The sequence below is a fragment of the Brevundimonas sp. R86498 genome (assembly GCF_044598075.1).
Classification (GTDB): Bacteria; Pseudomonadota; Alphaproteobacteria; order Caulobacterales; family Caulobacteraceae; genus Brevundimonas.
The window spans coordinates 3,071,502-3,092,500 of record NZ_CP139004.1; the positions used below are offsets into that span (position 1 = coordinate 3,071,502).

A 20,999-nucleotide genomic window follows, 5' to 3' on the forward strand; every position below is an offset into this window, starting at 1 on the left:
TGCGGATCCGCCCGACCCCACAGCGAGCGAGTGCCGTCCCCGCCCGGCCGCTAGCGCCGCCGACAGCGGCGCGGGCTCATAGGCAGCAAACAGGTCTAGGGTGGCAGGCAAGCCGTCAAGCTTGGTGGTGAGGACGGGTGTCTTCATGCTGTCGGGTGGGGCGCTGGATAGCTGGCGTAGAGGGGTCCAGATAGGATTAGGTGAACCGTCTGGTCCGGAGCGGCGGCTCTCTCCGGCGCGATATCCTCGAACGTGTAGCCTTCCGTTTCGAGGTAGTGAACCGCCATTTCATGTTCGATCGCGGCCAGGAGCGCCCCGGCTGCGAGTACCTTGCTTCCGACCGGAGACAGCACCAGCCGTGGCTCGTAGCTGTCCTGCATTGTCCGGTCGAAACGGGTCTTGAGCAGGGATAGCGTTCGGAAACAGTCCAGCGGATTGCGCTCGGAGGCATAGACGACATCCCTCGGGTCCACGAGCCACTCGTCAACTAGGGCGGACTGGTACTCGCTGAGGAGATCGTCCGCGCGCCGCGGATTGCTGGCGGGGAACGGCAGCAGCGGGCAAATCTTGTAGCATTCGCCAACCGCCACGCCGATCTGGGCGAGGGTGCCCATTTTCCCGTGGGCGAGCTGCGGGATCCAGATTTGGGCGACCTTGCGGTCGCCGCCGGCCAAGGGGGCGAACCCCCTGACGGGGCTCGGCCGACTGGACGGCACGCTGGAAATCCGGTCGTCGGTCTCGGGGTTTGACACGACCATCAGGTGAAACGCTCGACCGGTCGCGGCTTCGCAATCCTCCAGCAGGATCTTCGCCAAGGGAAAGCCGATGCCGGTCGACAGGGCGCTGAAATCGAGCACGACGTCCGTGACGTCTTCGGGAACGTCGTAGTCCACGAGGGCCGCAATGACACGGGTGCCTCCAACCGGTGCGCCGTCGTCGGCGAAGACGTCGACCTTCACGATCCGGCAGTTCGGGGTCAGGGCTTGAAGCGCCGCCTCGTTCTCGTCTCCACGACGCACCAGTGCTTCGCTCGGACGGGGCCGTTCTTCACGGATGTAGACTGCTGACAGCCGGTCGCCCAGCGCTCCGGACAACAGGGCCGCGATGCGGCGCGACCGGGGGTCGAAACCCGCCGCGGCGACCAGCAGAACGCGTCTTTGCGGATCGGCGAAATAGTCCGCGACGAAGTCGTCGACCTCATTGTCGAAGTTGGCGATGCAGTTGGACCAGTGGCTACGCATCGGAAGCCTCGGCGACGTCGCTCAGATATGTGAGCGGCTTTGGCAAGAAGCCGCCGCGGTTGAAGGTAAGACCATGCACCAAGGCGACGACACCGGTAAGTTCGATCAGGGCCCAGAGCTTGCCGCCCTGACTGTAGTTGCGCTCGATCGTGATGGCCCCATTCGCCACGGCGTGCTTAAGCACGGCCGCCAGACCTCCGTCCAATGACAGCGTCTCAAACTCATCGTCCAGAACAGCGACGGCATTTGCCCCCGCACCCAACGGCGCATTCTGCAATATGGACTCCGCGACGCAATCTCTCGCGATGCCGTCAACGAGAAGACGCACGTTCCTAGCATAGGGGAAGGCCCAGCCATCCATAATGGCTTGGGCCTTCTCGCGAAGGATCGCCTGCTGCACGCGAGCTGGCAAAGGCAAGGCGTCGTTACGGATCGCGCGGGTTTCGATGTTGGCGACGAGCGCACCGGCGAGTTGCAGGAACACCTCCGCGTTCTCGTTACTGGCGTCGCACACAGCGTCCAGCCCGTAGTGAAGCGGGCGCTTGTAAGCATGGTAGAGATGCAGGCGCGCGCCGTGGGCCAGATCTGCGTCCGCCTTCAACGGCGTACGAGGGTCGGGGTCGAGCTCTTCGAACAGAGCTGGCGTCAGTCGCGAGATTCGGACCGCATACCGATGAATGAGTATCCTTAGCATCGCCAGTGAGACATCAGAGCCCACGTCGTCCAGCTTCGATGTAGCGGTGAAGTCCGCGATGAGCCCCTCGATCTCCCGGCGCCGCTCCGGCGTCACCTTCAGCCGGACCTGCTCGGCCCCGATCTTGCGCTGGAGCTCCGCAACCTGAGCCGGAGTCAGCGCAGGCGGCGCACCCGGCAGCAGCCGATCGAAATCAGTCGCATTGCGGTTCCGCAGCGCCTCGACCATCGGCAGATAGCGCTTGGCCATGTCCCGCGCCATGGTCCTGAACCGCTTGCGCGCCGGAGCCTTTTCGGTGTCGGACTGCATCCTAATGTCGACGAAGTCTCTGCCCGACGCGCGATTATGCGTTGGCTGTTCCACGGACTGGAGAACCGCGCCGGGGCTCAGCGCATCCAAACGCATCATCATCCACCGGCCGAAACGCATCTCCCGGTGAGACAGGACCTCGAACATCGCTTCGAGCTGCTGATGATGCAGGGCATGGACATCGTCCAGCATCACCAGCGGGTTGAGCTCGATCGGCTCTCCTTGCCACTCGATGACGATCCGATGGATGACGTCGAACGGAGCATAAGGCGCGGTCGCGGCCGCCGGAAGATCGGCGAATTGGGGCGGCCGCAGGCCTGCCCCGACCGAGTAGATCGCCTTTTGCACCTCCAAAGCCCGCGACCGAATCCCGCTCGCGGTCAGGCCGCCGATCTGGTCGAGGTGGGCCTCGTAGTCGGCCCGGGGCACAAACTTGATATCGTCGAGCTGTCGATCCCCTCCAACCGTCAAGTTGCGGATCAGACCGAGCATGGCGCGCGCCTGGACAAGCCAAAAGGCGAGCTTGGTCTTCACGATTGGCTCGTAGGGCAGCTCCCAGAAGTCGCGATACTCCGACTCCATGGGCACCCTGACCGCCGCGACGTGCGGTTTTCCGTCTTGCAGGAAGCCGGCCTGAGTGAGCGCTGCGGCAAGGTTGCGGTTCGTCGGACTTGTCTGATCTCTAAGGATGGTCTCAACAATGCGGAACTCGGCAAGGGTCGCCAGCATCGTCTTACCGCTGCCCGGCGCGCCGATGATCCGCACCGGAACCTCGAACATGTCGTCGCGATGCTTGTTGGTCGCCAGGAAGGTCGTCAATGGCGTGGGGCTGACGATGGACAGGAAGGACTCGTCCTCCCTCACATACTCAGTCGCGCGTCGCAGGAATGGGTTTGCCATTGTCAGCCGTGCCGATCCCTTCGCATGAACAGCGCTTGCATGGGTTTGCCGTCAGTCCCGGATGTCTCCGCCCACAGGAGAGGCACGGAGTTGTTGGGCGTATTGTGCTCTAGCACCACCGGAAGCGCGCAGTTGGCGTAGCCGTATCGCATATTCGACTGACCGGCCTCACGGCAGTGTTTCTCGAGCCGCTTGAACAGCTCGTGGTCATAATAGCGCGCACACAAGTCCACGAACGCCGCGTCACTTGGGTCCAGGACGAACACGTCGTCTTTCACCGGGTCGACCATCGCCATCCTGAGGCTGGCTGGAAGCCGCATGCTTTCGGTCACGAAAACCTCGCCAAAGGTGCGCGGCTTCAGCTTTTCCTTGGCCTCCTCGACACGCTCTCGAAGCGCCTCGCTGGCCTGGGCCGTGGAGACGTAGTGATGGATATGCAGCCGGTAGTCCTCGGCCAGCGGAAACTTCTTCCGCAAACGCTTCTTGGCGGCAGCAACGATTGTCTCGAAGTTGGCCAGCTTTCCCTTTGCCTTCCCCTCCGGGAAACGGATGAAGGTCGTGCCCGAGGCCGTGAAGTCGTCGATCAGGTAGACGTCGTCGAAGGTTGCGTCGGCACCGAGTTGCTCGCGTAGGTCTTTCGCCAAACTTTCCCATTTGGTGTCGTCGATGTTCATCATCGGTACGACCTGTTCCTGCGATATCCGCCCGGCGTTAGCGCGCCGCAGAATATCGATGCGACTACCGTCGCTCAGACCAACGAACAGACACCGCCGCAGCATTGTTTTGAACGCCTCCGCCGCCTCGGGCGTCCGCCAGACCTCAAACGGTCTTACGCCGAGCTCCCAAGCCACAGCCCTACGAAGATAGGGCGTGACGATTTCAGGCAGGAAGGTTTCAATCACCCGCTGCATTTCCAAGGTCGAGATGTAGACCAGCCTAGTCTTGACGAAGTCATAGGCTACGCCTCGGTCTCCGGGATCGAAGTGCCGCAACCACGACACCAGGTTTTCGAGGAAGCGCACTCCGGCCCGGAAGTCCGAATAGCCATCGTATTTCATTCCAGCCATCAGCTGCAGGAAGGCGTATTCCCGCGTAGCGGTCTCATGGTCCCAGTCCATGACGCTGGCGACCAAGTTTAGAGCGAGATTGTTGATCAAAGCGCACCCTTGGTAACGGCCGACTCAGAGTGGAGACGGTCTAAGCGTACTGGCTGACATACACCGTCTGCCCCAAACCTTCGCCACAATCCATGGTCGAGCCGAACGATGTTTCAAGCACGCACGGCGGGCAACCGCGCATGGGTGTCCAATGATCTCGCCCGAATGGTCCGGTGAGGTTGGTGACGCGCAAACTTATAAACAGGGATCGCCACAACGAAAACGAAGCCAGCTTAGCCTTTGCTGGCAAAGCTTTGTGCATGAAGAGGACGGTTCGGATTTCTGCTATGAGTCAGAAGCGGACATCCCTCCCTGCCGCCGGGTTATGTCTGTCTCTGACTCATTTCGGCGGTGGGGAAGGTCTGCTTTGGACGCAGTGCCGGCCCTACGCCGCATCTATACGAATGCCCCGCAATCGTTAGCACGCCTGGGACCAGAGCCGTTCAGCGGTCGGACTTGCCCATCAGCGCTTCAATCCGGGCCGCCAGAGCCTCGATGGTGAAAGGCTTGGTGATCATCGACATCTCGGGGCCCAGGAAGGCGCTTCGATGGGACGCCTGCTCCGCGTAGCCCGTCATGAACAGGACACGTAGGCCGGGCTGGAGCTGCACGGCCATATCGGCGAGCTGGCGGCCGTTCAGCCCGGGAAGCCCGACATCTGTGACCAGAAGGTCGATCCTTTGCGTTCGCAGCAAGGCCAGTGCGCCCTCTGCTTCTGAAGCTTCGAGCGGCGCGTATCCAACCTCCGTCAGGACGTCGAGAACCAGCAAGCGAACGGAAGCGTCGTCTTCGACCACAAGAATTGTCTCTCCGTGGCCATGCGGGGTCGCCGCCGTCGTCGCCGACTCGTCCGCGGCCGGCAGCGTCGTGGCACGAGGCATGTACAGACCGATCACGGTGCCCGAGCCGGGCACGCTGTCGATACGCACCCCGCCCCCGGACTGGCGCATGAAACCGTAGATCATCGACAGACCAAGTCCCGTGCCCTGACCGATCGGCTTGGTGGTGAAAAAGGGGTCGAAGACGCGGTCGATGACATCGGGGGGTATCCCGGCACCGGTGTCCGTGACGCGTAAGAGGACATAGTCGCCGGGCGCAATGTCGGCATCGGGCGATGTCTCGATCGAAATGTTTTCCGTCTCGATGGAGAGCGTTCCCCCGTTCGGCATCGCGTCACGCGCATTGATGGCCAGATTGAGGATCGCACTTTCAAGCTGGTTCTCGTCACTCCAGGCAGGCCAGACAGCCGGACTCACCGCGAAACACAGCCGCGTCTGCTCGCCGAGCGTGCGCGTCAGCAAATCCTCCATCGATCGGACGAGCCCGTTGACGTCGACCGCCTTGGTGTCGAGCGACTGCTGTCGCGAAAAGGCAAGCAGGCGGTGGGTCAGGGCGGCGGCGCGCTCGGCGGAACTGCTGGCCGCGTCCATGAACCGTCCCAGATCACCGGTGCGGCCGTCCGCGATCCGCCGGCGTATGATGTCGAGACTGCCAATCACGCCGGTCAGCATGTTGTTGAAGTCGTGCGCCAGCCCACCCGTCAGTTGGCCGACGGCCTGCATCTTCTGGCTCTGGCGCAGTTGCTCCTCCAACTGTTTGCGCTGACCGATGTCGCGCCCGGTGAGGAAGAGTTCGCCGTTCTCGGCGACGCCGATCCAGTCGACCCAGCGATAGACCCCTTCGGAATTGACCACCCGGCATTCGAAACTCTCCACCGGGCGTTCGCCGGAAAGCTGTTCGAGGGCGCGCGTGGTCATGGACCGGTCATCGGCGTGCACGAAAGCGTCGAACGCGCGGCCTTCCAGATCGGCCGCTGTCCATCCGAAGGTTCGGGACCAGGCAGGATTGCTGGCGCGGAGTGTCCCACGCCCATCGGTGACGGCGAAGAGGTCCCGCGTCAGGTTCCAGACGCGGTCGCGTTCTTGCGTGCGGGCCTGGACGCGTTCCTCGAGGGTCTGGGCCAATTCGCGCAGCTGCGCCTCGGCGCGCTTCGCGTCGGTGACGTCATAGACGACGCCGACGAACCGGGCCCCCTGGGCTCCGTGATCGCGTAGCAGCTCGCCGCGCCGGGCCAGCCAGCGCTCTTCGCCCGTATCAGCGCGATGGATGCGGAACTCCGAATAAGCCGACTGATCCTCCGGTGCCATGTCAGGCCCCAGGATGATCGGGGGCTCACCCGGCGCGACCACGGCGTTGATGGTCCGGACGGGCAGGGCATCGGCCATATGCAGGCCGAGCAGGGTGCAGAACTGGTGAGAGACCGCCGCCGTGCCGAACCCGCTGACGTATTCGAAACTGCCGACACCCCCCGCCGTCTGAGCGATGCGGAGTTGATCCTGGACGCGCTTCTGCTCGGTGATATCCGACAGGACGCCATTGAAATGCGCTGGCCTGCCCTCATCGTCGAGCATGAGCCCACCCTTGGCCAGGACCCATCGCACTTCGCCGGCCGGGGGGCTCAGCCGGAACTCGCGCGCGAATACCTCGGCCCCGTGCAGCGCGCCCGCCACCGCGACCCGGACCCGCATCCTGTCGGCCGGGTCGATCGCCTCGAAAAAGGCCGAGGTTGGCAGGCCCTCGCGGGCCGCGGCGGGGTCCAGGCCGTGCAGGTCGGCGAACCGGGCGTCGGCATAGAGGCACCGGCCCTCGATGTCCCAGTGCCACGCGCCGCTCGCGCCGACGAGCGGGGGGAGCGGGCCGGGCGCTGCGGCGTCAGCCGACATCGGCCCCGACAATCCGCTCGAGAAACTCGGCAATGAGCACCTTAAGCGCCTCGATCGAAGGCAGATCCATCAGCATGGCGATGTAGCCGCGAATGTCGCGACCGCTGACCGAGAAGTTGATGTAGAGAAAGAGCACCACGCCGGTATCGCTGGCCTCGGTTTCAGACAGTTCGAACAGCAGCTGGCCGTCGCCACGCACCACCGCCGGCAGGGACATCTCCAGCGGCCGCTTGAGCATATTGGCCATCGTCGCCAGGCAGCCGTACAGGACGACATTGCCGGTCTCGGCCAGGGCCTCGTCTTCCATCTCGGCCAGTTCGGCGTCGTTCAGCTCGTCGCCCGTCACCGCCCGGACCAGGGCCAGACTGTTGGCTTCAGGGAAGATCAGTAGGGCGCGCCCGGCGAAGGCCCCTGTGAAGTCCTGGCGGACCGCGACCAGCTCTCCGCTTTCGCGCTCCTTGATCAGGGTGGCGGCGACGCGGCGGCTGACGATCTCCAGCGCCGGGACCGACAACAAGACCTGATGGCCGATCATCTTGCGCAAGCTGCCGGCCGCGCGGCTGACGCCGATGTTGACCAACTCCGTCAGGGCGTCCTGCTCGAGTTCCTCCAGGAAGACACGCGCGTCGCTCACAGGCGAGAGGACCTGAGTTTCAGGGCGGCTCCCGACAGGAAGCCGCGCGCGCCGTCCTCGGTCACCGGCTTGGCGATGAAGGTGACGCCGGCGTCGCGCGCGCGAGCGATAATCTCGTCCTGGACGTTGGCCGTGGCCAGGGCGATCGGCATGTCGGGATAGGCGGCCCGCAGCTCCTCGGCGAGGTCCAGTCCGTTTCGGCCCGGCATATTGTAGTCCAGGATCGCCACATCCACGCCACCGGCCTCGATTTGGGTAATCGCATCGTCGGCGTTGGCCGCCTCGACCCGCGTCCAGTCCGGCTGGAGACCGGCGACGGCCTTGCCGACCACGATGCGGGCCAGCTTGCTGTCATCCACGATCAGAAGGGTCGTCATGCTCTCAGAAACTCTTGGGCAGGATGGGTGGTCAGCGTGACTATAGGCAGCGGTCTCGTGTTTGTCCCGTCATCTGTTGATCTCCACGGCCGGGCCTGCTTCCAGCAGGGGAAGCAGCCACGCCCCCAGCTCGGGGTTCGCCTCCAGGCCGATCACGGGCGGACGGAACACCAGCAGGGCCTGGAGGACGGCGGCGTGGAGGTCCGTGCAGGCCGAGAGGTCGACCGGGCGTGGCTCTCCGGTCTGCAGGGCACCGGCGATGCGCTCGGAGTCCTCCACGCGGGCGGTCCCCTCGATCCGGATTTGCGTGTCCTCCACGATGACCGTCATGTCAGCAGGGCCTCCACGTCGAGGATTATCAACAGGCGACCGTCGCCCAGAAGGGTCGTTCCAAGAGCCCCGGGGACGCGGGACAGCAGGCCCGAGACCGGCTTGAGGACGACATCCATCCGGCCCTCGATCCCGTCGACGCCGAGAGCGACAGGACCCGCCTGGGTCTCGACCACCAGCACAGCCGTGCCCACGCCGGGGGCGATGCCGGCCTCGCCTCTCACCAAGTCCGCGAGGGCGAGATAGGGAAGCACGGCTTCGCGCAGGACGATGGCGCGACCCAGCCGGACGGGCAGGATGTCCGCGGGTTCGACCCGCGCGGTTTCACGCACGACGGTGAGCGGCAGACCAAAGCGTTCTCCGTCGCACTCGACCACCAGAACCCGGGTCATGACGATCGTCAGCGGCAGCCGGAGGGTGAAGGTCGAGCCCGCCCCCAGCCGGCTGGCCACGGCCACGCGACCGCCCAGGGCGGAGATCGAAGACCGCACCGCGTCCATGCCGACGCCCCGGCCGGAGACGGCGCTGACCGCCGCGGCGGTCGAGAAGCCCGGTGCGAAGATCAGTTCCAGGCACGCCTGATCCGACACGGAGTCGAGATCGATGTCGACGCCCATGCCCCGCTCCCGTGCGGTCGCGCGAAGCCGGGCCGGGTCCATGCCCCGGCCGTCGTCGGTGATCTCGATCTCGATCTCGTCGCCGATGACGCGAACGTCCATGCCCAGGCGGGCCCGCCCCGGCTTGCCGGCCACAAGGCGGTCGGCCGGGGGTTCGACGCCATGATCGAGCGCATTGCGGACGAGGTGGAGAAGGGGTTCGTAAAGGCCGTCGACCAGCGCCTTGTCCGCCTCCACCCCGTGCCCGCGGATGTTGAGATCGACCTCCTTGCCGAGGCTCAGGGCCAGATCGCGCGCCTGGCGCTCGAGCCGCCGCAAGACCGGTGACAAGGGCACCAGCCGCAGACGCATGATGTCGCCGTGCAGGGCGGTGGTCAGGCGATGGAGGGTGGCCTGGACGGCGATCAGGGCACCGTCCGGGTCGGGCAGGCTCAGCAGGGCGTTCTTGGCGACCACGAGCTCGTCGGCCAGGTCGGCGAGTCCGTCGATCCTGCGGCCGTCGATACGCAGGGCGTTGCCCGTCGCGGCCGTGGGGCCTGTGGCTGCGACGGGGTCCGCCGGACGCTCTGTCGCCAGGTTTTCGATCTCGACCTGGTCCTTGACGAAGCGAAAGGCGGTGGAAAGGTCGCTCGCAGACGCGCTGGACAGGATCTCGAAGCGCAGGACGCAGGTGAAGGGATCGTAATCGTCGTCCGGCGTCGCCCCGGCCACGCTCGCAGCCAGCCTCAGCAGTCCGGGGGCCGACCGGGCGATCGCGAGCGGGTCGTCGCCGCGGAAATAGGCCTGGGCGTCTGGCCGGTAGCGCACGGCGCAGACCGCTCCGGTCGTCTCGGGCCATCGCCGACGAAGCGTCACCGCCCCCCCACCGTCCGCCGGTGTCGGCCCCGGAGCGGCGGCCTCGGCTTCATCGAACTGGAGGTCGAGGGCGGCGACCAGTCGTCGAACTCTCATCGTCCGCCGACTCGTCCAGATCCCCCTCCCTGGCCAGGACCTCGAGCCAGGCCCCGCATCGCTCGACGACGGCGAGAAGCCGGTCGATCCGTTGCGTGGTGACGGCTGCCCGGCCCTGGCGGATCTCGTCCAGCAGGTCCTCGGCCCGGTGCAGCACCGCCCCCATAGGCTTGAGGTCGAACAGGCCGACCGAGCCCTTCAGGGTGTGAACGGCTCGAAAGGCGCTGTCGATCAGGGCGGTGTCGGCGGGCCGCTGCTCGAGCGCCAGCAGATCGGCCCCGGCCTGTTCCACCAGTTCCGGCCCCTCGATCAGGAACTGTTCGAGCAGTTCGTCCATCAGACGGCGGGCCGCTGATAGACGATCGCGTCGCGGAACCGCCGCAGCACGAAGGCGTCGGAGATCCGGCTCATCGACTCGGTGTGACCCAGGCACAGGAACCCGCCGGGGGCCAGGGCCTGGAACAGGTTGGCCGCCGCCGCCTGTCTCGAGGCCTCGTCGAAATAGATCAGCACATTGCGACAGAAGATCACGTCAAACTGGCCGTGCGGCCGCATCGAGTCGGCCTCGATGAGATTGGCCGGCGACAGGACGATGGACTCGCGCAGGTCGTCGATGATCTTGCGTCGGCGATGTTTGGCCGGCTCGAAATATTCGGAGAGGACGTCCGGTGGCAGCCGCGAAAGCGCGCGTTCTCCGTACTGGCCCTCGGCCGCCTCGGCCAGGGCGCGGCTGTCGATGTCCGAGCCGTGGATCTCGACATTGTAGGCGTCGACCAGCCGCCAGTGTTCCAGCAGCCACAGCGCGATCGAATAGGGCTCCTCACCGCTGGAGCAGGGGTTGGACCAGACGCGGATCCGGTCGCCCGGCGCGCGGGACCGGATCAGCTCGGGCAGCAGGCTTTCCGTCAGGCAGCGGAACTGGTGTTCCTCGCGGTAGAAATAGGTTTCGTTGACGGTGAAGGCGTTGATCAGGGCCTCCCCCTCGTCGGGATCGGCCCGCAGGACGCCGAAATAGACGGTGAAGGACTCGGTGCCCACGGCCTTCATCCGATCGGCGACGCGACGCTCGATATAGTAGCGCTTCTTCTCGCCGAAGGTCATGCCGGTGCGCCGGTAGAGATAGTCGCAGATCCGCTCCAGGCCTTCGCCCGTCAGATGAAACTCGGCCCCCGCCGGCCTGGCCCCGCTCATCGCTCGGCCACCGCGGTGACGAGATGGGCGGCGACCTCGCCGATGTCGGCCACGACCGAGGCCCCACCGGCCTTGACCAGTTCGCCGGGCATGCCCCAGACAACGGCCGTCTCCTCGGACTCGGCGATCGTCCAGCCCCCCGCGGCCTTCAACGCCGCCATCGCCCGCGCCCCGTCATTGCCCATCCCGGTCAACAGGACACCGGCGAGACGACCGGCCGGCAGCGCCTCCATCGCACTGTCCATCAGGCGGTCGACGCTGGGATGCCAGCGAAAGCGATCGCTCTGTGGGGCAGGCATGGCGCTTAGGCCGCCCTTGCGGCGTCCGATGATCATGTCGGCGTCGCCCCGGGCGATATAGACCGTGCCGGGCTCCAGCCGGAGCGGCGTCGCGGCCTCGATCACCCTCAGGGGGCACAGCCCGTCGAGGCGCCGTGCCAGCGAGCCGGTGAAGCTGGCCGGCATGTGCTGGGCGACCACGACGGGCCAGGGAAGGTCAGCGCCCAGGCCGCCGAGCACGGCGTCGAGGGCGGGCGGACCGCCGGTCGAGGCGCCGATCACCACCAGCCCGGGGATCTCGCCGACCGAGGCCACCGACCGCGCCGGGCGAGGGGCCAGGTCTGGCCCCGTCACCGCCGGAACACTTGCCCGGGTTTTCAACCGGACGCGTTCGGCCAGTCGATGGGTCCGGCGAATGCGCGCCGTCGCCGCCGCCCGCACCGTTGCCATCAGCGCGGGTGCGAAGGTCTCCATCTGCATCGACAGTGCGCCGGTCGGCTTGGCGATGAAATCGACCGCTCCCAAGGCCAGGGCCTCGAGGGTCTCATCGGCCCCGTGGCGGGTGAGGGACGACAGCATCACGACCGGGCAGGGCTGGAGCAGCATGATCTGGTCGAGGGTTTCCAGCCCGTTCATCCCGGGCATGTTCACGTCCAGGGTGATGACGTCCGGACGGAAGCCCACCATCCGCTCGAGCGCTTCGTGGCCGTCCCGCGCGACGGCAAGTTCGAACCCTTCGTCGCGGGAAAAGACCTCGGCCAGAAGCCGTCGCATCAGGGCGGAATCGTCGACGACCAGCAGCTTGATCACGACCCGGTTCCGTTCCCCGTGGTCAGGGCGGCGAGGAGGTCGGCCTCGGCCTGTTCGAGCATGGCCCCGGGATCGACGATCAGCATGACCTCGCCCTCCGCCGACTGGACGACCCGGTCGAACACACGCCGGCCCCCGGACAGGAGATCGGACGACGGGGCCAGATCTCGTCGGGGGATCGCCCGGACCGCCGAAACAGCATCGACGATGAAGCCGGCCCAGAGCGTGTCGGATCGGGTCACGATCACCTTGCGTGCCGCCCCGGCTGCGCGCGTGGCCCCGAAACGGCGGGTCTGGTCGATCACCGGAATGACCTGTCCGCGCAGATTCATCACCCCCTCGATGAAGGCGGGCGCATGGGGCACGCGCGTCAGCACCTCCGGCACCGCGACCACCTCCTGCACGTCCGAAAGGGGCAGGCCGTAGGTTTCCTCGCCGAGCTGGAACAGCAGAAAGCTCTCCGTCTCCGCGTCGGCGGCCACCGTCGCGATCTCCAGTTCCCGGCGTCCGTCAGCCATGATCTTCTCCAGCGCCTCCGCGCGAAACAGCCGCTCGGGCGTCAGAACGGACACGACCCGCCCGCGATCCAGCCGGACGATGCCGGCGATGGCGGCCTCGCCGCCGCCGCAATTCAGCAGGGCGGGAACGGCGGTCACGTCGGCCCGCGCCACCCGGCGGATGATGTCGAGCCCGTCGACCCGCAATCCGGCCAGGGCCTCGCCGAGGCGCACCACCACCAGCTTGCCCACGCCGCCGCGCCTCTCCAGGCCCAGCAGGGCCGCGAGGTCGACGACCGGCAGGACGCCGTTGCGATAGGGGATGACGCCGAGGTCGGCCTGGGCACCGTGCGGCAGGGCGGCCAGAGAGTCGGGAAGGGCCATCACCTCCTCCACTACGTCCACCGCCAGGGCGTGGACCTGGCCCCCGACCGCGAAGGTCAGGAAAAGATGCGTCTCGTCGATGGCTGGCGTGGAGCCTGCCGCGACCCGGCCGACGGTCACGTCCTGCGGGCTGCCCCCGGCCCGAAGGGTGCCCACGCCGAAGGCCCGGTCCAGCGCCGCGCGCAGGTCGATGGCGCGAACGACCGCGTCGTCTTCGACGAACAGCGCGCCGGCCCCGTCGGCGGGCGCATCCATCGTGCTGAGGCCCAGGACCTCATCGACCGCCAGGGCCAGGGGGGGCTCCAGATTGAGCACGATCGTCCGGCTGGTGCCCGAGGCCTCGCCTTCCTTGGCCTCCAGCAGGCGGGCGGTCGACACCACGGGCATGACCTGCCCCCTGAGATTGGACACCCCCAGCACACAGGGCGGCGCATGCGGCACGCGGGTGACCGGCGGCGCCCGCGTGACCTCCTGCACCGCGTCCGCCCGGACAGCCATGACGGCGTCCGCAACCCGAAATCTCAGGACGGAGAGGGGAGACGGTCCGGGGCCGGCCGGACTCCCGGTCATGCCGCGCCGGATTTGAGCGCGTCGGCCAGCGAGGCGATCTCTTCGATGGCCACGGCCAGGTCCTCGGCGCTCTGGGCCTGCTGCCGGGCCGCGACGGCGGCCTGGTTCGCAGCGTTAGCGGCCTGTTCGGCGGCGGCAGCGATCTGCTGGGTGCCCGACAGGACCTCATTGACCGTCGTTACGACGGCCGAGGCGCTTTCCGAGATCAGGACGGAGCCGTCCTGGATCGCCGTCAGATGGTCCTCGACGTCGCCCAGGCGGCTGTCGATCGCGCCGTTGCGGGCGATCTCGCCGGCGCTGTTGGCAACGATGACTTCAAAATCCCGCCGGGAGACCCCCGTCTGGACCTGGATTCTTCGGACCAGTTCCTTGACCTCGTCGGCGCTGGCTCCGGAATCGCGGGCCAGGCCGCGGATATCGGCCGACACGATCGCAAAGCCGCGGCCGGCCTCGCCCGCCCGCGCCGCCTCGACGGAACCGCTGACCGCCAGCATGGTCGTCTGGACTGCCAGCAGGGCAATGCCGTCCACCAGCTTGTCGATCTGTCTGGCGATCTCCTCCAGGCCGGCGAGCAGGCCGACGATCGCGGTGGTCTCCGAGACCCCGTCCACAACCCCCTGGCTCAGCGCGGCGACCGCCGCGCGGCCCTCACGGACCAGGACCTGGGTCGCCTCGACCTTCGCCAACGAGGCGGCGGCCTTGTCGCGCGACACCGCCGCCGACCGGTCGATTTGAACTCATGGCCGTCGTCGCCTGATGTGTCGCCCCGGCCTGCATCTGCGCGCCGCGGCTGATCTGGTCAACGGCGGCCAAGATCTCGGTGGCCGCGCCGGACAGTTCCTGCACCGCGGCCGAGAGTTCTTCTGCGGACACGCTGACCTGTTCGGCGGCCTCGGCGGCTCCTTCATGGCCTTGCAGGCTCTCGCTCAGTCGGGCCAGTTCCTCGGAGGTCTGCTGGCTCTGCTCCAGCGCCACGGTCTGCTGCTGCACGGCCCGCTGCGCCTGAGCGGCTGCGGCGGCCTGCTGCTCGGCGGCAGAGGCCACGCTCTCGGAGCCCTTCTGGGCTTCCCGCAGGGAGACGTCCGCTTCCACGGCCGCCGCCACGATGGCCTGGGCGTCCAGCGCCATGGCTGCGACGTCAGCCCGGACGGCCGCCAGATCGTCCGAGACCTTGGCGGCTCCGGCCGCCCCCTGGGTCGAGCGCTCGGCCGCCGCCTTCACCCGCGTCGCGATCGCTTGGACTTCTTTGGCCACCTCGTCCGACAAAGTCCGCACCGCGCCGGCCCGGGCTTCGGAGGTCTCGGCCAGGGCCCGGACCTCATCGGCGACCACGGCGAAGCCGCGCCCGTTGTCGCCGGCGCGCGCCGCCTCGATCGCGGCATTCAGGGCCAGCAGGCTGGTGCGGTCCGAGATGTCGGCGACGGTCTGCGTGATCTGGCCGATCGACCCGGCATGCTGTTCCAGCGCCTCGATCGCCGCGACGGCGGCAAGCTGTCGCTCGGCGGTCAGCTGAACGGCCGCGATCGAGGTCAGGACCTGATGGGCGGCCTCGTCGACATTGGCCTGAAGGACTTCGGTGCGGCGGCGGGAATCTTCCGAGCGGGTGCGCGCTTCGCCAAAGGACTCCGACAGGCTCGCGATCGAGGCGAGGGATTCGTGCGCCGCGCCCGCGGCCTCCTCAGCCCCGCTGGCGATCTCCTGCAGCGACCGACGCAGTTCCTCGGCGGCGCTGGCGGCTTCGGCCACGCCACGCGAAAGCTCCTGAGCCGCAGCGGCGATGCGCTCTGGGGCGGTCTGCGGCTGTTTCAGCCGCGTCGCGGCGGCCTTGATGGGGGGCTGGGCCGGAGCTGCGGTCTTTTGGGATCGGGTGTTGTGCCCGGTCAGTGCCGTCGTCTTGACCAGTGCCATGCTGCATCCTTGGAGAGTCTGCAGCCAAAGCTAGATCAAACGGCCTGCCCGGGAAACAGAAGAGAGGGTCAGCGCGATGCCACCGCATCTTTTGCGATGGATGCTTTCCCGGCACGCAATGGCCGCTTTCCGGCGAGGGGCCAATGTCCGCTGATGGCGCAGGACTGCCTGTCATCGCGATTGGCGAAGTGCCTTCACTTCCAACTCCCTGATCGCCTCCTCAAGCTCTGACGCGGAGTATTGGGCTATCTTTCCGTCTAGGAACCGGCAGGTGATGTAGGCGATGCCGTCACCGTTTGGATCGGCATGGGCCGCCACCATTCGGTGACAAATGGCGTTCCGGATGCGGCGGACGCGTTCCAAGTCGTCCGGAACCGCGTCGCCTTTCAGAGTGTCCTCTAGCCACCCCCATCGGAGCAGTAAGTGCCCAACAAGGGCCATCAGACCCTGGAAATCTGGCACCTTCGGCAACGCACGCTCCCGCACACCGTCGACGTCGACGTCGACGTCGACAATGTCTGGTTCTGGTACCGCTGCCAATGTCCGTCTTGGCGCAAAGCGGCCTCCTCTTCGTCTTTGCTGCAAGCGGCAAGAGCCGAGCCGCTAAACCGACTTGAGAGGCGAGATCCCCAGCAATTCGCCCGTTCCATCCAACCGTTAAGCCCGTTTCCCTAACCGTGACCGTGGGTGAGCGATGGTGAAAGATTCTGAGTACAGATCTGGTCACCAAACCTCGCTGTTCAGGCAGACAGTCAGTGATCTTCGCAGGCGCCAGCCAGTGAGTTATTTCCGACAGAAGAAGCCTGCGGGCGAGGCGGGGGGAAAAGTGCTGCGCGCTAGGCTTGGCGGAGGTCGCGGGGAGCGTCTTGGGAGTGCCTAAGCCGCCTCAGGCGGGTCACCCACAACCGGCGTGAGCAGCTCCCAAGGCTCGAGGCCTAACGCCGTCGCGAGCCGCCCGAGCGCGCGAACGGTCGGGTTCCGAACGCCGCGTTCCAGATCGCTGAGATAGCTGCGCTTCATCCCGGCCCGAAACGCCAGTTCTTCCTGCGAGAGACCCAGCGCTGTCCGCCGCTCCCTCACCTTCACGCCCAGTCGTTGAACCACATCCATGAGGGCACTTGGCCGGAAGGAAGAAAATCAATCTGTCCCCTAGACGTGTCATTCTCGATGGAGCTATCGCTGGCCGCTTGGTTCAGTGGAGTTTTCAAATGCCGCATGCCCTCTCGATCGTGACCGACAGCGACGGATCACTCACCTCCGATCTGCAGGAGGAAGGATCGGCGCTGGCCCGGGAGGATCAGACTGCCCTTCGGATGATCATGGCGATGAGGGTGATGCGGTCGGTCGCCGCTGATCGCTCGCATAGCGAGGCCGACCTTCTGGTGGTCGAGACCCTGCTGTCCAATTGGTGGCGGGACTGGGCAGATGTGGACGCCGGGGCTTTCCATCCCTTTGCGGTTGAGGTGCCGGAGAGGGCTATCGGCGATGTCACCGGACTGGGCGAAGCCGAGATTGATGACTGTCTGGCGCGCCTTCAAGCCCGCGGTCTTGTTCACACCGGTCCCGCCCCTGCCCGCTCCGGCCCGCGCCAAGGTGCGCTTTACGATCTTGCCGGTGCCTTCCGTCCGGCTTTGCCGGCATTGCAGGGGCTTCTTCTGCGCAGCCTGGTCGAGCGTCACGGGTCCGACGTCAGCTGGGCCGCCGAACAGACGATCGAGATCGTGAGCGATGATCTTGGGCAACTGCTGCCCCGGCTCGGGGCGACCGGGCTCGAAGCCTTCCGCACCCGTTGGGCCAAGTTTGTCGAGGATCACGCGCGCCGCGACCTGAACGCGCTGTGGGTCGAGGACCCGGCGTCGGTCTACGACTGGCTGTCGAACCTCGCGGATCTGCAGGATGAGATGGGCATCCTGCAGGCCTATCCCTGCGAGGGCGGGAACCTGCGTGACGACCTCGCCCGCTGGTCGGAGACGAAGATCGTCCTCCTCTCGCGAAAGTATCGAACCAACTGACGGTGACGAGCCGTTGTGCCGGCCGCTCGGCACAACGGACCGTCCTGTCACCCACTCCCGCGATCTCTCACGAGTTGGCGGTGCAGCTTTTGCTGCTCCAACTCCAGACGAGAGAGACAATGACGACATTGAAGAGCACCAAAGCAGCGAATGATAACGCCAGCGAGCTGAGACAGGCGCTGCGACGGTGGGCCGAAAATCGCTGGGACGTCCGAGGGGGCGTCAAAGCTTTTCTGATGCACCTGGCGAACCACGCGGGACCAGACGCGACCATCTACGTTGAGCGCAAGCACTTCGAGCGGATCATGAGCGTTAGCCCGCGCTCGATTACCAACTACGTTCGACGCCTCCTCGAGGAAGGGCTCATCGCGGACACAGGCGAAGTCTACGCAAGACCCAGCGTTGCCTACGTCGTCTACAGAATTGCGCCCGGCGAGGAGTGGATCGATGTCCATGTCCGGCGGGCGGCAAGTGTTGCCGGAGCGCGTGCAGGTGGCCTCGAGCGGGCAGGAAAATCGCACAGCCGGTCCAGCGAAAAAGACGCCGCATATAAGGATAACTACAGGACTGACATTTCCAAGAGCGGAGAGCTGTCTGACGAGGCAATCCTGAGCAGCGAGCTTACGGACGTCCCCGCGGTCGTCGTGGAGGCCATCGGCGGCTCGCTCGACGAGGGCAAACTCAGATCTTTCGTGCTGCCGTCCGGCTGGCACGAGGCGACGCGCACGATCCACCCGGTCCACGGCTACGCCTACGATTGGTTCAGGACTAATGCCCGCGCGGTGTTGGCCAGGCTGGGCATCCGCCTCGGGCAGCCGATGAAGCGCGCGCCAGCCAAGGGTGCAGCCCGTGGATAGGTCCGAAGCCTCTCCGAAGTCAGTCCGTGGCGCGAACGACAACCCCCTCCCCGGCGAGGCCTGTGTCACGGACGCAGGCGCTCCCCTCCCCTGCCCCTCAATCACGAAGGAGGAGCTGCGGCTTCTCCAGCCGCTGATCGAGGCCCTTGCGCGGATGGCGTCGAGGCGCGTATCCGCCACGACCCTTTCCTCAGACCAGGAGGTGCGTCGATGCGCGTAGCCCTTTACGCCCGGTATTCGTCCGACCTGCAGAACCAGCGCTCGGCGGAGGATCAGTTCGCGGCGCTGCGGTTGGTGGTCCAGGCCCGGGGCTGGCAGGAGGTCGCGGCGTTCTCCGATCTCGGCATCTCCGGTGCCAACCTCAACAATCGCCCCGGCGTGCAGACCCTGCTGCGGGAAGCCGAACGCGGGGCCTTTGATGTCGTCTTCACCGAAGCGCTCGACCGTCTGTCGCGCGATCAGGAGGGCACGGCCCACCTGTACAAGCGCCTGAGCTTCTACGGGGCGGCGCTGGAGACCCTGTCGGAAGGCCGCATCTCGGAGCTGCACGTCGGGCTGTCCGGTACCATGAACCAGATGTTTTTGGTCGAGCTCGGCAAGAAGACGCGTCGTGGCCTGCTCGGCCGGGTCAAGGAAGGCTTCTCGGGCGGCGGCCGCTGCTACGGCTACAACCTCGTGGAAGGCCAGACGGGCGTGTTCGAGATCGACCGGGATCAGGCGGGCGTCATCAATCGCATCTTTCGCGACTATGCCGCCGGCAAGTCCCCCCGCACGATCGCCCACGCCCTGAACTCTGAAGGGGTGCCGGGCCCCCGCGGTGGCGACTGGACCCCGTCGGCCATCTACGGCGATCGCCGGGCCAGGGACGGCATCCTGTGCCAGGAGCTCTACATCGGTGTGCGGGTCTACAACCGCCGCCGGTTCAGGAAGCACCCGGACACGGGCAAGCGCTCCTCCGTCCTCAATCCTGAGTCTGACTGGATGCGCGAAGCTGTTCCGGGGCTCCGTATTGTCGATAACGGGTTGTGGGCGGCCGCCGCGAACCGCCAGCAGGCCCTCAGCGAGCAACCGGCGTACTATGGCCGCAAACCGAAGCGTCTGTTGTCCGGCCTGATGAAGTGCTCGGTCTGCGGATCCGGCATGACGATGAATGGTCAGAAGTTCGCCTGCAGTGCGGCGCGAGAGCGCGGCACGTGCACCAACAGGAAGCTGATCGCCGCAAAGACCATTGAGGCCCGGGTGCTGGAGGGCATTGCTGCCAAGCTGCTGGCACCGGAGGCTATCGGCGCGGCCGTGAGCTCTGCCCAGAAGGAAGCGGCCGATCGCCAGCGTCAGACCCTCAGCACGCGGGCCCCGATGGAGCGGGAACTGGCCGAGATCGCACGCAAGCTCGACCGGGCCCAGACGCTGTGCATCGACGGTGCCATGGAGATCGAGGAGCTCAAGCGGCGCAGCCTTCCTCTGAAGGCCCGTCGGGCAGAGCTTGGGGCCCTGCTGGCCGAGGTCGACGAGCCGGCGGTGCTGTCGCTGCACCCTGGAGTCGCCGAAGCCTACCGCCGCATGGCGGAGCAGCTCCGTGAGGCTCTGGACGATGTCGACGGAGAGGACGCCCGTGACGCCGTGCGCGCGCTGATCGAGCGGGTGGAGTTCATCCCTGTCGAGGGGCTGGGCCAGTTCGATCTGGAGATCCACGGAAACCTTGCGCGGTTGCTTCGGATCTCCGGCGCGGCCGAGGCGGGGGCCCGGACGCACAAAAGCCCCGCGGCCAGTGGCAGCGGGGCTTCTGAAGTGTCTCACCGGTGTGAGGTATTAGTGGGTGCGGGAGCAGGATTTGAACCTGCGACCTTCAGGTTATGAGCCTGACGAGCTACCGGGCTGCTCCATCCCGCGGCAGAGGGAGTTTGTGAAGGAAGATGTTGGAGAGAAACTCACGCATATCTGTCTGATAGACCCGGCGGCGACCTACTCTCCCGCGCCTTGAGACGAAGTACCATTGGCTCTGGAGGGCTTAACGACCGAGTTCGGAATGGGATCGGGTGGGGAACCTCCGACATAACCACCAGGTCAATCAGAAAGATATGAGTGAGAAGACATTGTCTATTCAATAGATCGAATGAGTTTTGCTGAGAAACGATCAAGCCGATCGGATTATTAGTACCAGTAAGCTTCACGCGTCGCCGCGCTTCCACACCTGGCCTATCAACGTGGTAGTCTTCCACGATCCTCAGCGAAGCCTTGTTTTGAGGTTAGTTTCCCGCTTAGATGCTTTCAGCGGTTATCTATTCCATACTTAGCTACCCTGCTGCACAACTGGCGTCATGACAGGTCCACCAGAGGTATGTCCATCCCGGTCCTCTCGTACTAGGGACAGATCCTCTCAAGCTTCGAACACCCACGGCAGATAGGGACCAAACTGTCTCACGACGTTCTGAACCCAGCTCACGTACCACTTTAATCGGCGAACAGCCGAACCCTTGGGACCTGCTCCAGCCCCAGGATGTGATGAGCCGACATCGAGGTGCCAAACTTTGCCGTCGATATGGACTCTTGGGCAAAATC

Annotated in this window: 18 protein-coding genes, 1 tRNA gene and 2 rRNA genes (1 of these 21 only partly in view); 3 read left to right on the forward strand and 18 right to left on the reverse strand. The window is 66.0% G+C overall.

Annotation, left to right across the window (positions count from 1 at the left end; genetic code table 11):
• Positions 1-143: 143 nt before the first annotated feature.
• The 15 genes from SJY26_RS15185 to SJY26_RS15255 all read right to left on the reverse strand — a co-directional run bounded on the left by SJY26_RS15185 (position 144) and on the right by SJY26_RS15255 (position 16,681).
• Positions 144-1,241 (reverse strand): hypothetical protein, encoded by a 1,098-nt coding sequence (locus SJY26_RS15185; protein ID WP_396593828.1) that lies wholly within the window; start codon positions 1,239-1,241, stop codon positions 144-146.
• Entirely contained in the window at positions 1,234-3,144 is a 1,911-nt protein-coding gene (locus SJY26_RS15190) for a hypothetical protein (protein ID WP_396593829.1), read from the reverse strand. The genes SJY26_RS15185 and SJY26_RS15190 overlap by 8 nt, the downstream gene beginning before the upstream one ends.
• Positions 3,145-3,146: 2 nt before the next feature.
• The gene (locus tag SJY26_RS15195) at positions 3,147-4,301 is read right to left on the reverse strand and encodes a hypothetical protein (protein WP_396593830.1); all 1,155 of its coding nucleotides are present in this window, start codon (positions 4,299-4,301) and stop codon (positions 3,147-3,149) included.
• Positions 4,302-4,744: 443 nt separating this feature from the next.
• The gene (locus SJY26_RS15200) at positions 4,745-7,024 is read right to left on the reverse strand and encodes a PAS domain S-box protein (protein WP_396593831.1); all 2,280 of its coding nucleotides are present in this window, start codon (positions 7,022-7,024) and stop codon (positions 4,745-4,747) included.
• Positions 7,014-7,658, reverse strand: coding sequence for a chemotaxis protein CheX (locus SJY26_RS15205; protein WP_396593832.1), 645 nt, complete (start codon positions 7,656-7,658; stop codon positions 7,014-7,016). The genes SJY26_RS15200 and SJY26_RS15205 overlap by 11 nt, the downstream gene beginning before the upstream one ends.
• The gene (locus tag SJY26_RS15210) at positions 7,655-8,035 is read right to left on the reverse strand and encodes a response regulator transcription factor (protein WP_396593833.1); all 381 of its coding nucleotides are present in this window, start codon (positions 8,033-8,035) and stop codon (positions 7,655-7,657) included. Before SJY26_RS15210 ends, SJY26_RS15205 begins: the two co-directional genes overlap by 4 nt.
• A 69-nt stretch (positions 8,036-8,104) precedes the next feature.
• A complete protein-coding gene (locus SJY26_RS15215) occupies positions 8,105-8,365 on the reverse strand; it encodes a hypothetical protein (protein ID WP_396593834.1) in 261 nt (86 codons plus the stop codon).
• Positions 8,362-9,933 (reverse strand): chemotaxis protein CheA, encoded by a 1,572-nt coding sequence (locus SJY26_RS15220; RefSeq protein WP_396593835.1) that lies wholly within the window; start codon positions 9,931-9,933, stop codon positions 8,362-8,364. Before SJY26_RS15220 ends, SJY26_RS15215 begins: the two co-directional genes overlap by 4 nt.
• A complete protein-coding gene (locus SJY26_RS15225; protein WP_396593836.1) occupies positions 9,887-10,270 on the reverse strand; it encodes an Hpt domain-containing protein in 384 nt (127 codons plus the stop codon). The genes SJY26_RS15220 and SJY26_RS15225 overlap by 47 nt, the downstream gene beginning before the upstream one ends.
• Positions 10,270-11,124 carry a CheR family methyltransferase gene (locus tag SJY26_RS15230; RefSeq protein WP_396593837.1) on the reverse strand — a complete coding sequence of 285 codons (855 nt, stop codon included), beginning with the start codon at positions 11,122-11,124 and terminating at the stop codon, positions 10,270-10,272. Before SJY26_RS15230 ends, SJY26_RS15225 begins: the two co-directional genes overlap by 1 nt.
• Positions 11,121-12,212, reverse strand: coding sequence for a chemotaxis-specific protein-glutamate methyltransferase CheB (cheB, locus tag SJY26_RS15235; RefSeq protein ID WP_396593838.1), 1,092 nt, complete (start codon positions 12,210-12,212; stop codon positions 11,121-11,123). The genes SJY26_RS15230 and cheB overlap by 4 nt, the downstream gene beginning before the upstream one ends.
• Positions 12,209-13,663: a chemotaxis protein CheW gene (locus tag SJY26_RS15240; protein WP_396593839.1), complete on the reverse strand. Its 1,455-nt coding sequence runs from the start codon at positions 13,661-13,663 to the stop codon at positions 12,209-12,211. The genes cheB and SJY26_RS15240 overlap by 4 nt, the downstream gene beginning before the upstream one ends.
• Positions 13,660-14,376 (reverse strand): methyl-accepting chemotaxis protein, encoded by a 717-nt coding sequence (locus SJY26_RS15245; protein ID WP_396593840.1) that lies wholly within the window; start codon positions 14,374-14,376, stop codon positions 13,660-13,662. The genes SJY26_RS15240 and SJY26_RS15245 overlap by 4 nt, the downstream gene beginning before the upstream one ends.
• Positions 14,312-15,571, reverse strand: a complete 1,260-nt coding sequence (locus SJY26_RS15250) for a methyl-accepting chemotaxis protein (protein WP_396593841.1) — start codon at positions 15,569-15,571, stop codon at positions 14,312-14,314. Before SJY26_RS15250 ends, SJY26_RS15245 begins: the two co-directional genes overlap by 65 nt.
• An 876-nt stretch (positions 15,572-16,447) precedes the next feature.
• Positions 16,448-16,681 carry a helix-turn-helix domain-containing protein gene (locus tag SJY26_RS15255; RefSeq protein ID WP_396593842.1) on the reverse strand — a complete coding sequence of 78 codons (234 nt, stop codon included), beginning with the start codon at positions 16,679-16,681 and terminating at the stop codon, positions 16,448-16,450.
• 8 nt (positions 16,682-16,689) lie between these two features.
• On the opposite strand from SJY26_RS15255, the gene SJY26_RS15260 reads away from it, so the two are divergent.
• The 3 genes from SJY26_RS15260 to SJY26_RS15270 all read left to right on the forward strand — a co-directional run bounded on the left by SJY26_RS15260 (position 16,690) and on the right by SJY26_RS15270 (position 20,297).
• On the forward strand, positions 16,690-17,583 hold the full coding sequence (locus SJY26_RS15260) for a hypothetical protein (protein WP_396593843.1): 894 nt from the start codon (positions 16,690-16,692) through the stop codon (positions 17,581-17,583).
• An 80-nt stretch (positions 17,584-17,663) separates the two neighbouring features.
• Positions 17,664-18,440: a hypothetical protein gene (locus SJY26_RS15265; protein ID WP_396593844.1), complete on the forward strand. Its 777-nt coding sequence runs from the start codon at positions 17,664-17,666 to the stop codon at positions 18,438-18,440.
• 210 nt (positions 18,441-18,650) lie between these two features.
• Positions 18,651-20,297: a recombinase family protein gene (locus SJY26_RS15270; RefSeq protein WP_396595782.1), complete on the forward strand. Its 1,647-nt coding sequence runs from the start codon at positions 18,651-18,653 to the stop codon at positions 20,295-20,297.
• On the opposite strand, the gene SJY26_RS15275 is transcribed toward SJY26_RS15270, so the two are convergent.
• From SJY26_RS15275 to SJY26_RS15285, 3 genes are all read right to left on the reverse strand, one after another.
• Positions 20,254-20,330, reverse strand: a tRNA-Met gene (locus tag SJY26_RS15275). The two genes, SJY26_RS15270 and SJY26_RS15275, sit on opposite strands and share 44 nt — an antisense overlap.
• A gap of 59 nt (positions 20,331-20,389) precedes the next feature.
• Positions 20,390-20,504, reverse strand: a 5S ribosomal RNA gene (gene rrf / locus SJY26_RS15280).
• Positions 20,505-20,570: 66 nt separating this feature from the next.
• Positions 20,571-20,999: ribosomal RNA gene (locus tag SJY26_RS15285) — 23S ribosomal RNA — on the reverse strand; it runs 2,354 nt beyond the window's last position.